Origin of the sequence: Ochrobactrum sp. MYb379 (assembly GCF_037479515.1) — a bacterium.
Classification (GTDB): Bacteria; Pseudomonadota; Alphaproteobacteria; order Rhizobiales; family Rhizobiaceae; genus Brucella.
This window is the reverse complement of the sequence record NZ_JBBGYW010000005.1, coordinates 316,365-328,815: the sequence shown is the minus strand read 5'-3', so window position 1 is coordinate 328,815 and position 12,451 is coordinate 316,365. Positions and strand designations below refer to the sequence as shown.

The following is a 12,451-nucleotide window of genomic DNA, read 5'->3' as shown; positions in this document are numbered from 1 at the left end:
ATTGAGCGCAAGCGGCTAGTGGAACTGCATGGCTCAGAACCCAAATATTGATGTACCCGCACAAGGCGACCGCATACCGCAATTTGTGGAGACCGCAGTTTTTAAGCGCGATGTTTTTTCCGAGACACGCGCAGGCTATTTTGCGGGCGATCCCGAGACAAGAATTATTCGTCGGTTGGTGAGTGCAGCCCCTTGGTGGTCGAAGCCTCTGGCATGGATTCTGGCACGACGCGAAATTCGCGGCCTCAAAACCGTGCGCGGCATCGAAGGCGTACCGCAACTTCTCTATACCGACAAAGACGGTCTCTATCGTTCATGGACGGAAGGCACACCGCTGCATCTTGCGCGTCCGGCTCAACTCAAATGGTATCGCACTGCGCATCGCATTCTGCGCGATATGCGCCGCATGGGCGTTACCCACAACGATCTGGCCAAGCCGCAAAACTGGCTGATGACGCCGGAAGGCGAAGCAGCGGTTATCGATTTTCAGCTGGCAAGCGTGCATCGCCGTCGTGGCGGATTTTACCGTTTGCTCGCCTATGAAGATTTCCGTCATCTCATCAAACAAAAGCGCGCCTTTGCACCCGATCTGATGACGCCGACCGAAAAGCGCATTCTGGCACGCCGTTCGCTGCCGTCACGCATTTGGCTCGCTACTGGCAAGAAGGTCTATAACTTTATCACCCGAGGCATTTTCAGCTGGTCCGATGGTGAAGGTACGGGCGACCGTATCGACAATGAAGGCCCAGCTATCATGGCTGCGTTGAAGTCAGACCCGCGTGTAAAAGACGTAGCGCTCGCGCTTTATTCACTGCCAGCCAAGGGCGTGGGCCTCTATGCCTTCGTCGAAACGGCTGACGCGGACGAAAAAAGCCTGCGCGCACGGCTGAAAGGCACAAAGCTTGAACTCATCCAACCGGTTGCGCATTTGCCACGCCGGGCCGATGGCACGATCAGAGACGATATTCTGCGTTTGATCGCCATGAACCAGATGACGGAGCTTGATGAACTGCTACAGCGCGAACCGGAGATGCGCGGCCTTGTCGAAGCGCTTGCTTCACATCGGCTCAATTTCACCGATCGTCGTATCACACAGCTTGAGTAATTTAACGCTTTCGCTGGTTTTTGATCAACGAATCACTACATTCGGTAGCAATGTCTGATTTTCCCGATGATATGCCGTTTTTCGGCAATGAAACTCCTGCCGATCGCGCACCCGCTGCGACTGGCGGAATTGCCGCGCGCGCCATGGCAGCACGCAACCAGCAGCGTGGCGAACCCGATTATTTAAAGGGTCTCAACCCTGAGCAGCGTCAGGCCGTCTTGACCACCGAAGGTCCGGTTCTTGTTCTCGCAGGTGCAGGCACCGGCAAGACCCGCGTGCTCACAACCCGCATCGCGCATATTGTGACGACTGGCCTCGCCTATCCAAGCCAGATTCTCGCTGTGACTTTTACCAACAAAGCCGCCCGCGAAATGAAAGAACGTATCGGCCATCTGGTCGGCGGTGCAGTCGAAGGCATGCCATGGCTCGGCACGTTCCACTCCATCGGCGTGAAACTGCTGCGCAAACATGCAGAACTGGTGCACCTCACTTCTGATTTCACAATCCTTGATACTGATGACGTGATCCGTCTCATCAAGCAGCTTATTCAGGCCGAGGGTCTCGACGACAAGCGCTGGCCGCCCCGCACTTTTGCGAACATGATTGATGGCTGGAAGAACAAGGGCTTTGGCCCAGCGGATATCCCGGAAGGCGATGCGCGTTCGTTTGGCAACGGCAAAGGCCGCGAGCTGTATCAGGCTTATCAGGAACGCCTTCGTACGTTGAACGCATGCGACTTCGGTGATCTTCTGCTGCATCCGATCCGCATCTTCCGCAACAATCCCGACATTCTGCGCGAGTATCACGCGAAGTTCCGTTACATTCTGGTGGACGAGTATCAGGACACCAACACAGCACAATATATGTGGCTGCGGCTACTTGCTCAAAGGCCACAATCGAAAAGCACTGCTCCAGTTCCAGCCGATGGTCGGCAGACATCATCAGGCGTAAGCGACAATAAAGTTAACTTGTGTTGTGTTGGCGATGACGATCAGTCGATCTATGGCTGGCGCGGTGCCGAGGTGGATAATATCCTCCGCTTCGACAAGGATTTTCCGGGCGCAGTTGTTATCAAACTTGAGCGCAACTATCGCTCGACAGCACATATTCTGGGAACTGCCGCGCATCTGATTGCACATAACGAAGGTCGTCTCGGCAAAACGCTTTTCACTGAAGCGCCAAACCCCGACGATCCAAAAGTCAAAATCCATGCAGCATGGGATTCGGAAGAAGAAGCCCGCGCAGTTGGTGAGACCATCGAACAGGCTCAGCGCCAAGGCCATTTGCTCAACAATATGGCGATCCTTGTGCGCGCGTCCTTCCAAATGCGCGAGTTTGAAGATCGCTTTGTGACGCTTGGCCTCAACTATCGGGTTATCGGCGGTCCACGCTTCTACGAGCGCCTCGAAATCCGCGATGCCATGGCTTATCTGCGTGTGGTTGCACAGCCGGCTGATGATCTGGCGTTAGAGCGCATCATCAACACACCAAAGCGCGGACTTGGTGAAGCAGCAATTCGCCTGATCCACGACTATGCGCGCGCACGCGACATTTCGATGTTCGCAGCCGCTTGTGATCTGGTGGAAACGGAAGAACTAAAGCCAAAGCCACGTTCGGCGCTGCGCGAAGTGGTCAATAATTTCCGCCGCTGGCAAACACTTCTCGACAATACCCCGCATACAGAACTCGCAGAAACCATTCTTGATGAGTCGGGCTACACGTCCATGTGGCAGAACGACAAATCGGCAGAGGCGCCGGGGCGTCTTGAAAACCTCAAGGAACTGATCCGTTCCATGGAGGATTATGAGAGCCTGCGCAGCTTCCTTGAGCACATTGCGCTCGTCATGGATGCGGAGCAAAACACCGATATGGATGCCGTCAACATCATGACGCTCCACTCTGCTAAGGGCCTTGAGTTTGAAACTGTTTTCCTGCCCGGTTGGGAAGAAGGCCTGTTTCCGCACCAGCGCGCACTTGATGAAGGTGGTCGCTCAGGCCTCGAAGAAGAACGACGCCTTGCCTATGTGGGCGTGACGCGCGCCAAAAAGAACCTGCATATCTGGTTCGTATCCAACCGCCGCATTCATGGCATGTGGCAGTCAACCATTCCTTCACGCTTTCTGGAAGAGCTTCCCGAACCGCATGTCGAAGTTGCTGAAATGGAAGGCAATTACGGCGGCTATGGCAATAGTGGTTATGGACAATCGCGCTTTGATAAAGCTGATCCATTCCAAAACTCCTATGCAACGCCCGGCTGGCAGCGCGCGCAGCAAAACCGCTCTGATGCAACACGCAACAACTGGGGTTCGCGCTCGGGTGCAAATGTCGAACGCGTCGGCTATGGCGAAACCGATTCTGGCTTTGGTGCTGGTCGCGGGTCGGTAAAAGGACGCACCATTGACGGCGAACTGGTTGCAAAATCAACAACCGATAAGCCGTCTGCCTATTTCGTCGGCGACCGTGTGTTCCACATCAAATTCGGTAATGGCACAATCTCGACCATTGACGGCAATAAACTGACCATCGACTTCGATAAGGCGGGACAGAAGCGCGTTCTCGACAGCTTCGTTCAGCGCGCATAATTCTTAAGAGTAGAAGAGCCGGAGATTACTCCGGCTTTCCTTTTTCCCAGGTCACATCACCCTTGAACAGCGGAACGGTCGACAGCGATGTCTTAGCCGAACCATCCTGCACCTGTGTCGCATGAGCGAGATAAAGAAGCGTGTTGTTCTTCTGATCATAGATACGGGTGATGACCAGCTTCTTCCAGATAAGACTGGTGCGCTCCGCAAAGACCCGCTCACCACCCTTACCAAGCTTAATATCACCGATGGTAATCGGCCCGGACTGCTCGCAGGAAATCGATGCATTGGACGGGTTTTCAAACCAGTTGCCCTTCTGCAGGCGGTCGATAACTCCGCGCGAAAAAGATGCCAAATAGCAGGTCACGCCCTGCACCTTCGGATCCTGAACGGCATCAATCACAATGTCATTTCCCAGCCAGTCCACGCCAACTTTACCGACTTCTTCTGCTGATACCGCAGCCGAAGCTGCAAGCAAAAGCATCGGCGCGACAAGCAATCCCACAAACCTGTTCATCTTTGACATTCGATCTCTCCAGCAACTTCGTTCTCAAAGGTGGAGAAACAAATCAGGCATTGCAAGAGAGCAACCCTCAACCGCCCCACTTTTCCAGAAAGGCCTCAATTTCAAGCGCCTGAATATCAGGAACGGCCTCATAAAGCTTTTCCACCGGCCAATCCCACCAGCACAGAGCCAGCAATCGTTCTATAATTGCATCATCAAAGCGCTTGCGAATGATGCGGGCCGGAACACCGCCGACAATATGATAGGGCGCAACATCTTTCGTCACCACAGCATTTGCGCCGATCACCGCGCCATCACCAATATTGACGCCGGGCGTAATCACCGCACCATGGCCAATCCAGACATCATTGCCGATTGTCACGCGTTTGGCCTGTCGCCGTTCACGGAACGCACCGTCCACGCCCAGATAACGAAAATACTCATTCGGACGATAGCTCACCTTATGAGTCGTAAGCCGTTCCATAGGATGCTCAAGCGCATTGATCCGCACATTGGAAGCAATTGAGCAGAACTTACCGATCTGCGCGTAAATACCTTCCCCGTTGCGCTCGAAATAGGTGAAATCGCCGACTGTCACTTCACGCAGGATTACACGCTCACCTATGTCCGCATAGCGACCAAGCTTGGAGCCTTTGAGCTGAGCTGTCGAGTGAATGCGCGGTTCACTATTTTGGAAACGAAGGTCTTCACCCTGCGTCATTTCAAAACTTTCTGAAATCTTTGTACTCTGCTAGACTGGATCTATCGTTTCAACATAAGATGCGCTCGTTAAATAAGCGCTTTCCTATTGCATAACGATGTAAACACTAAATAGCGTGCTTATCTGCGATAAATGCAAAACAAAATTCAAGGCTGACCGGACATGAAAAAATTCCTGCCCATCTTCATCTTCGCCTTCATCATTGTGATTGTTGGCGCTGCGGGCTTCAATATGATCCGCGACCGTAATTCCGCCGATCAGCCTTTCGGCGGTCCGTTCAATCTCGTGGCTATGGATGGCAAGCCTTTCACTGAAAAAGAACTGCGCGACACACCTTCCGTGGTTTTCTTTGGTTTTACCCATTGCCCTGATGTGTGCCCCACCACGCTCTACGAACTGGACGGATACTTCAAACAGCTCGGACCAGAAGCATCTGACATTAAAGCTTATTTCATTTCCGTGGATCCTGAACGCGACACACAGGAGATTATGAAAACCTATGTGAGCAACGTGTCAGACCGCATCATCGGCGTGACCGGAACACCGGAAAACGTCGCTGACATGGTGAAGTCCTACCACATCTACGCCAAGAAGGTTCTGACCGAAGACGGCGAATATACAATGGATCACACGGCTTCGGTTTTCCTTCTCGACAAGGGCGGTCGCTTCCGTGGAACCATCGCCTATCAGGAGAACCCAGATACTGCTCTGGAAAAGTTGAAGAATCTGGCCAAAGGCCGCACAAACGGGTAAACAAAGCTTCCAATTCGATTTGAGAGCTTATTATCCATGCCCCAATCACGACTCTTCTTTTCGGCTGACAAGACGGAAGCCGAACGAATCTATGACATCATCGAACAAGCATTCGAAGATGAAGCCTTCCCGATTGCAATCACTGAAATCGATGAAGACCGTCAGATTTTCGAAGTTTCCGTCTATACCGAAGATGGAGCCGAGGAACTCGCAGCGCGCATAGACGCGCTGGTGGGTGCTGGCAAATTTGAAACCGAAGAGCTGCCAGACATTGACTGGGTCACACACTCGCTCTCAGTTCTAAAGCCTGTTCGTGCCGGACGCTTTTTTGTGCATGGCTCGCATGACAGCGACAAACTACAAGCCGATGAAATTCCGATTTTGATCGATGCTGGCCTCGCTTTTGGCACCGGACATCATGGCACCACGTCTGGTTGCCTTGAAATGATTGAGGAAGTGGTTGAGCGCGAGCATCCGACCAATGCGCTTGATCTCGGCACCGGCTCTGCTGTTCTGGCAATTGCCATCGCCAAGCTTGCACCAATCCCGGTTCTCGCCACCGATATCGATCCGATTGCAGTCACTGTTGCCGCTGAAAACACCGTTCTCAACGGAGTGAGTGAGCATGTCGTAACGGCGACTGCCGAAGGCTTCGACCATCCGATCTTCCGCTCCTACACCCCGTTTGATCTTATCGTCGCCAATATTCTAGCCAACCCGCTGATGGAACTCGCACCTTCGCTGAAATCACATCTGGCACCAAGCGGCTCAATCATTCTGTCCGGCATTCTCGACAGTCAGCATGACATGGTTCTTGCTGCCTATCAGTCGCAGGGACTTACCCATGAGAAAACCTTCCATCGCGAAGGCTGGGTCACGATTCACCTGAAGTAATAGGTTTCCATTATTTATTGCGAGTTACGCTCATGGCTTTCCAGACTTTTGATGTAACCACCGATCCGGCCAATGGTGCACCACGCGTCGCCAAACTGCGCGAGAAGCTTGTCGAACAGGGACTCGACGGCTTTCTCGTTCCGCGTGCCGATGAGCATCAGGGCGAATATGTGCCGCTGCGTGCCCAGCGCCTTGGCTGGCTCACCGGTTTTACCGGTTCGGCAGGTGCGGCACTGATCCTCAAGGATAAGGCTTTAGTCTTCATCGACGGTCGCTATGAGTTGCAGGTTCGAAATCAGACGGATGGTAACGTGTTTTCTTATGAAAGCCTCGTCACCAATCCGCCTGCGAGCTGGCTCGCGGAAAACGGCAAAGGCCTGACCATTGGCTTTGACCCTTGGCTGCACACGATTTCCGAAGCCTCCGCTCTCCGCGAAGCTTTGGAAAATCAGGGTGGCAAGCTGGTGCCGGTTGCGCATAATCTGGTTGATCTCATCTGGGATGATCAGCCGGAAGCACCACTTGCGCCGGTCACTATTCAGCCAGCCCGTTTCTCGGGCCACGAGGCTGAAGACAAGATCAAGGAAATGCAAAAGGCGGTAGCAGCAACGGGTGCAAGTGCCGCAGTGCTAACTGATCCGTCATCGGTTGCCTGGGTGTTTAACATTCGCGGCAAGGACGTCTCCAACACGCCTCTGCCGCTTAGCTTCGCAATCATCCCGGCTGAGGGTGAGCCAGAACTGTTCATCGACGAGCGCAAACTTGCCATCGAACCCCGCGCCTATCTCACGCAACTAGCGAAACTCTGCGAACCAGCAAAGCTTGAAGGTCACCTGAGTGCGCGCGCAGCAGAAGGCGAAACCATTCTACTCGATCCAGCACTGGCTGCGGAAAAGCTTCGTCTGGCGGTAGAAGCCGCGGGCGGCCATGTCATTCATGGCAAAGACCCTGCCCGCCTGCCCCGCGCGATCAAGAACATGGCAGAACTCGACGGTTCTCGCGCAGCACACGAGCGCGATGGCGTGGCAATGGTCAATTTCCTGTCCTGGCTTGATGGAGAAAAGCCCGGAACGGTTGACGAAATCTCAGCAGCGCAAAAGCTGGAAGCAAGCCGCGATAAGGCTGGCCGCGATTTCCAGATGCCACTTGAAGATATTTCGTTTGATTCGATCTCCGGCGCAGGTCCGGACGGCGCAATCATCCATTACCGCGTCAACACCGACACAAACCGCAAGCTTAACGATGGCGAGCTTTATCTGATCGATTCCGGGGCGCAATATCGCGACGGCACGACCGATATTACTCGCACCGTTGCTATTGGCAGCATCACGCCTGAAACCATCCGCTCGTTCACGCTTGTGCTGAAAGGCATGATTGCCATCACCACCGCACGTTTCCCGAAAGGAACACGCGGACAGGACATTGACGTGCTGGCGCGTATCGCACTCTGGAAACAGGGCTTTGACTATGCGCATGGCACCGGCCACGGCGTCGGCAGCTATTTGTCGGTGCATGAAGGCCCACAGAGCATTTCAAAGAAAGGCGTGCAGGAGCTTTTGCCCGGCATGATCCTTTCCAACGAACCGGGCTATTACAAGCCGGGTGCTTACGGCATTCGCATTGAAAACCTGATCATCGTGAAAGAAGCGGAAGTTCCAGCAGGCGGCGAGCTACCGATGATGAGCTTTGAAACGCTCACCTTCTGCCCGATCGACCGGCGCCTTATCGACAAATCACTGCTCACGCAGGAAGAGCTGGATTGGCTGAATGCCTATCATGGCAGCGTGCGTGAAAAGCTTATCACGCACTTGGATGAGGCACAGGCTAAGTGGCTCGAAGCAGCAACTTCAGAGATTTAAGCCGGAAAGAAATGGCGCAGTGCGATCAACAGCGCTGCGCCTGCAAAAAACATTGTCATCATGCTAACCCGCAATGACAACAACACGCAGAATACCAGCACCAACAATTCGCGCCAACCATGATCCGATGCGGGCGCTGCAACAATTGCTGTCAGAACCGCCGCAGGCACTGCATTCAATGCTGCTTCAACACGATAATGCACACGCTCAAAACGCGATAAGATCATATGCCCGCCAAAGCGGGTAAGATAGGTGCACAACGCACCCGCAAGAATAATCCAGATCGTCGTGGACATGATCTATGCCTTCCCTGTTTGCGGCTTTGCGAGAACAGCGGCCAGTACAACACCACCCATCGCACCGAGCGTTACATGCCATGGCGAGCCGACGAACTTGTAAGCCGCTACTGCGCAGACAGCACTGACAATAACAACCGGCCACCAATGTTCGCGATGGCGAAAACTCATCACCATGCCAAGGAAATAAATCGGCAGCAGAAAGTCGATCCCAAGCGCATAAGGATCAGAAATCAGATTGCCAAACAGCGCACCAATGAGCGTCTCGATCAGCCAGCAGACATAGATTGTGAGACCAAGCCCCATATACCATGCGAAGCTGATTTTCCGGCCCGCCTCAGCACGAATTTCAACTTCGGCATATTGCGGATCGACCAGCAGAAAGAAGGCGAGCGCCTTTTGCATGAAGGTGAAATGGCGAATGCGCCGGCCGACCGTCGCCGAATAAAGCACATGCCGAAAATTGACCGCGAAGATCGACAGCACAATCATCCATGGCGCGATGTTCTGGCCAAATAGATCAAGCCCAACCATCTGGCTGGCGCCTGCATAGATCATTCCACTCATGAAGATGGCTTCAGCAAAGGTAAAGCCGTTGTCGATTGCTACTGCACCAAACAACAGACCAAACGGCGCACCAGCTGCTACGATGGGCAAGCCACGTTTAACACCGCCCCAGAAGTCGCTCCCTGCTGACGCCGGTGCTGATCGAAAACCCTGATCCACGAATATCTCTCCTCACTCATGGAGTGCTTAGAGAATTTCAGGCCAACTTGAAATCAATTTTCGATAAAAATCATACTATTAGAATATACGCGCAGCATTTCAGCATCACTGATAAAAACCAGTGATACTGAAATGAATTATTCTGATGCTTGTGGAACGGTGCCTTCAATCTTCTTGATCCAGTCAATCAGCGGTCGGGACTGTTCGGCAAACTTGACCAGCCGATCAGCAAGATCAGCACGGGTAATGCTCTCCGGGTCAATTTCCATCCGCACAGCAAAATGCCGGTTGCGGATCCCATCAAGAAGATCAGCATCGGTCACGGTTTCAAAACCGCGTGGCGTTCGCTTCAAACGCTCATGATCACTGATCTGCAGGCCGTTTTTCTTGAGCTTTGCCACTACCGCGCGATATTCTTCCGGCTTTTCGACAATTGCCTCGCGGATAGCTTGCAGCAGCTCTTTTTTCGGCCCCCACCACGCCACACCAGCATAACAATCGCGAATGCCCGGCAGACCGATGCAGACATAAAAGCAGCCGCTTTCGTCCCATTTGGTGCCGGAGTTGGACAGAAGCGCCGACAAATGCCGATTATACGGCGCTTTATCATGAGAAAACCGCGTGTCCCGCTTGATGCGAAACTGCGATTTCACGCGATCACCTTTGAAAGGCAATCCGGCTTTTTCAAAGCGCGCCGTCAGTTCCTCAATCAAATCGCCAAGCGGCTCTTTCAGATGCTCTTCAAACAGGTCTTTGTTTTCGACAAACCACTCGCGGTTCTGATGAAAATCGAGCGCTTTAAGAAAAGGAATTGCCTTGTCGCCAAAACCTTTGAACGGAGCCATCAGCCTTCTCCAACCAAGGTTAGCCACGCATCTTCATCGATCACTTCGATGCCAAGCTCTGATGCCTTGGCAAGCTTTGACCCCGCCCCCGGACCAGCCACAACAAGATCGGTCTTTTTGGAAACAGACCCCGCCGTCTTGGCACCGTGACGCTCTGCCATGGCTTTCGCTTCATCACGTGACATGCGTTCAAGACTGCCGGTAAACACCACGGTCTTGCCTTCAACGGGCGATCCGGTTGCCACACGTGCCACTTCATCCAGCGGCGTCACCTCTGCTAAGAGCGCACTCAGCACTTCCTGATTATGTGGTTCTGCATAAAAATCGACAACAGCTTCTGCCACAATCGCGCCGATACCTTCAACGGCAATCAGGTCTTGCCAAGCTTCATTGCCCTTGTCGGTACGGTCACCTTCTTTTGGCGGAACAGCGGTTGTCGCGGCTTCTGCAAACTTCTCATAGGTCAGATAGGCTTTCGCAAAACGCTTGGCATTCACTTCGCCCACATGCCGGATACCGAGGCCAAACAGGAAGCGATGAAGCGCAATCTCACGGCGGTCATTAATCGCATCATAAAGCTTCTTTACCGAAGTCGCGCCAAAGCCATCGATGTTTTCAAGCTTCTTAAAGACTGACGCTTCCTGTCGCTTTTGTAGCGTAAAAATATCCGCAGGTGATTTGATTTTCAAACTGTCATCTTCCGCGTGGAAGAAAAACTCAACCTGCTTTTCGCCTAAACCCTCAATATCAAATGCATTACGGGAAACGAAATGGCGAATACGCTCGACCGCCTGTGCAGCACAGGTAAGCCCGCCCGTGCAACGATAGACCGCCTCGCCTTCTTCGCGCACGGCATGACTGCCACAGACCGGACATTCATGCGGGAAATTAAACGGCAGCGCATCGGCGGGACGCTTTTCCAACACCACATCGACAATCTGCGGAATAACATCGCCTGCACGCTGGACGATTACCGTATCACCGATACGAATGTCGTGATCGTCCTCCCGGATGCGCTCACCCTTAAGACCAAGACCCTTGATGTAATCTTCGTTATGCAGCGTGGCATTGGTGACAACCACACCACCCACAGTAATCGGCTCAAGGCGCGCAACCGGCGTGAGTGCACCCGTGCGTCCAACTTGAATATCGATACCGCGCAGAATGGTCGTTGCTTGTTCAGCCGGGAACTTGTGCGCAATGGCCCAGCGCGGGCTACGCGAGCGGAATCCAAGCCGCGTTTGCAGATCAAGCCGGTCCACTTTGTAGACCACACCGTCAATATCGTAATCGAGCTTGGCACGCTCAAGACCAATGGCGCGATAATGCGCAATCAGCTCATCTGCGCTCTGCAACCGCTTGGTCAGCGGATTGACCGGGAAGCCCCACTTGGCGAACACCTCGACCATGCCATGCTGTGTGTCGGCAGGCATTTCCGACATCTCGCCCCAAGCATAGGCAAAGAATCTGAGCTTACGGCTAGCGGTTACCTTCGCGTCAAGCTGCCGCAGCGACCCTGCGGCAGTGTTGCGCGGGTTGACGTAGGTTTGCTTGCCCTCTGCCACCATCTGCTCGTTGAGTGCGAGGAAGTCGCTCTTGGCCATATAGACTTCGCCGCGCACTTCAACAATCGCAGGAACACCCGCCGGAAGCTTATTCGGAATCTCGCCAATGGTGCGGATATTGGCCGTAACATTTTCACCGGTGGTGCCATCGCCACGCGTGGCAGCACTCACCAGAATGCCATTTTCATAGCGGATCGACATGGAAAGCCCGTCGATCTTCGGTTCGGCCGTAAACGCGATAGAATTATCCGGCAAGTGCCCGAGAAAGCGATAAACGCTGCCGACAAAATCCTGCACGTCTTCATCCGAAAACGCATTGCCAAGCGAAAGCATCGGTCGTGCATGGGTAATCTGAGCGAATTTGGAAACAGGTGCCGCGCCAACACGCAAAGATGGGCTGTCAGCCCGCAGCAGATGCGGAAACCGCTCTTCTATCGCATCATTGCGCCGCTTCAGCGCATCATAGTCAGCATCCGAAATCTCAGGCCGATCATTGGCATGATAAAGCTCATCATGATGCGCTATTTCACGCGCCAGCCGTTCCAGTTCTGCGGCGGCTTCAGGGGCGGTCAGTTGTTCAACGGAAATATCGGACATATG

At 53.5% G+C, this 12,451-nt stretch carries 11 protein-coding genes; 5 read left to right on the top strand and 6 right to left on the bottom strand.

The annotated features are described in order from the left end of the window. Nucleotides 1-28 precede the first annotated feature (28 nt). Complete coding sequence (locus tag WH356_RS13875) at nt 29-1,105, top strand: serine/threonine protein kinase (RefSeq protein ID WP_339511730.1); 1,077 nt, start codon at nt 29-31, stop codon at nt 1,103-1,105. A 50-nt stretch (nt 1,106-1,155) separates the two neighbouring features. After that, on the top strand, nt 1,156-3,687 hold the full coding sequence (locus WH356_RS13870; RefSeq protein WP_339511728.1) for an ATP-dependent helicase: 2,532 nt from the start codon (nt 1,156-1,158) through the stop codon (nt 3,685-3,687). A 25-nt stretch (nt 3,688-3,712) separates the two neighbouring features. Here the strand turns inward: WH356_RS13870 and WH356_RS13865 are convergent, their stop codons facing one another. Together WH356_RS13865 and WH356_RS13860 are read right to left on the bottom strand one after the other, a co-directional pair. Then, nucleotides 3,713-4,213, bottom strand: a complete 501-nt coding sequence (locus WH356_RS13865; RefSeq protein WP_339511726.1) for a CreA family protein — start codon at nt 4,211-4,213, stop codon at nt 3,713-3,715. 67 nt (nt 4,214-4,280) lie between these two features. After that, nucleotides 4,281-4,913 (bottom strand): DapH/DapD/GlmU-related protein, encoded by a 633-nt coding sequence (locus WH356_RS13860; protein WP_339511724.1) that lies wholly within the window; start codon nt 4,911-4,913, stop codon nt 4,281-4,283. A 162-nt stretch (nt 4,914-5,075) separates the two neighbouring features. Between WH356_RS13860 and WH356_RS13855 the strand changes: the two genes are divergently transcribed. Genes WH356_RS13855 through WH356_RS13845 form a run of 3 tightly spaced genes read left to right on the top strand, consistent with a single transcriptional unit; the run spans nt 5,076 to nt 8,419 of the window. Further along, nucleotides 5,076-5,666 (top strand): SCO family protein, encoded by a 591-nt coding sequence (locus tag WH356_RS13855; protein ID WP_250038868.1) that lies wholly within the window; start codon nt 5,076-5,078, stop codon nt 5,664-5,666. A gap of 36 nt (nt 5,667-5,702) precedes the next feature. Beyond that, nucleotides 5,703-6,560 carry a 50S ribosomal protein L11 methyltransferase gene (locus tag WH356_RS13850; RefSeq protein ID WP_339511721.1) on the top strand — a complete coding sequence of 286 codons (858 nt, stop codon included), beginning with the start codon at nt 5,703-5,705 and terminating at the stop codon, nt 6,558-6,560. A 32-nt stretch (nt 6,561-6,592) separates the two neighbouring features. Next, nucleotides 6,593-8,419, top strand: a complete 1,827-nt coding sequence (locus WH356_RS13845) for an aminopeptidase P family protein (protein ID WP_339511719.1) — start codon at nt 6,593-6,595, stop codon at nt 8,417-8,419. On the opposite strand, the gene WH356_RS13840 is transcribed toward WH356_RS13845, so the two are convergent. The 4 genes from WH356_RS13840 to ligA all read right to left on the bottom strand — a co-directional run bounded on the left by WH356_RS13840 (nt 8,416) and on the right by ligA (nt 12,448). Next, nucleotides 8,416-8,715, bottom strand: coding sequence for an AzlD family protein (locus tag WH356_RS13840; RefSeq protein WP_339511717.1), 300 nt, complete (start codon nt 8,713-8,715; stop codon nt 8,416-8,418). The genes WH356_RS13845 and WH356_RS13840 overlap by 4 nt on opposite strands. Nucleotides 8,716-8,718: 3 nt before the next feature. Then, complete coding sequence (locus WH356_RS13835) at nt 8,719-9,441, bottom strand: AzlC family ABC transporter permease (protein WP_339511715.1); 723 nt, start codon at nt 9,439-9,441, stop codon at nt 8,719-8,721. A 137-nt stretch (nt 9,442-9,578) separates the two neighbouring features. Further along, a complete protein-coding gene (locus tag WH356_RS13830) occupies nt 9,579-10,286 on the bottom strand; it encodes a DUF2461 domain-containing protein (protein ID WP_339511713.1) in 708 nt (235 codons plus the stop codon). Continuing rightward, a complete protein-coding gene (gene ligA / locus WH356_RS13825; RefSeq protein ID WP_339511711.1) occupies nt 10,286-12,448 on the bottom strand; it encodes an NAD-dependent DNA ligase LigA in 2,163 nt (720 codons plus the stop codon). The genes WH356_RS13830 and ligA overlap by 1 nt, the downstream gene beginning before the upstream one ends. Nucleotides 12,449-12,451 lie beyond the last annotated feature (3 nt).

Excerpts from the sequence above, each read along its gene's own strand:
- WH356_RS13860 (WP_339511724.1), bottom strand. The coding sequence starts at position 4,913 with ATGACGCAGGGTGAAGACCTTCGTTTCCAAAATAGTGAACCGCGCATT.
- WH356_RS13875 (WP_339511730.1), top strand. The coding sequence starts at position 29 with ATGGCTCAGAACCCAAATATTGATGTACCCGCACAAGGCGACCGCATA.
- WH356_RS13865 (WP_339511726.1), bottom strand. The coding sequence starts at position 4,213 with ATGTCAAAGATGAACAGGTTTGTGGGATTGCTTGTCGCGCCGATGCTT.
- WH356_RS13870 (WP_339511728.1), top strand. The coding sequence starts at position 1,156 with ATGTCTGATTTTCCCGATGATATGCCGTTTTTCGGCAATGAAACTCCT.
- WH356_RS13845 (WP_339511719.1), top strand. The coding sequence starts at position 6,593 with ATGGCTTTCCAGACTTTTGATGTAACCACCGATCCGGCCAATGGTGCA.
- WH356_RS13855 (WP_250038868.1), top strand. The coding sequence starts at position 5,076 with ATGAAAAAATTCCTGCCCATCTTCATCTTCGCCTTCATCATTGTGATT.
- ligA (WP_339511711.1), bottom strand. The coding sequence starts at position 12,448 with ATGTCCGATATTTCCGTTGAACAACTGACCGCCCCTGAAGCCGCCGCA.
- WH356_RS13840 (WP_339511717.1), bottom strand. The coding sequence starts at position 8,715 with ATGTCCACGACGATCTGGATTATTCTTGCGGGTGCGTTGTGCACCTAT.
- WH356_RS13850 (WP_339511721.1), top strand. The coding sequence starts at position 5,703 with ATGCCCCAATCACGACTCTTCTTTTCGGCTGACAAGACGGAAGCCGAA.
- WH356_RS13830 (WP_339511713.1), bottom strand. The coding sequence starts at position 10,286 with ATGGCTCCGTTCAAAGGTTTTGGCGACAAGGCAATTCCTTTTCTTAAA.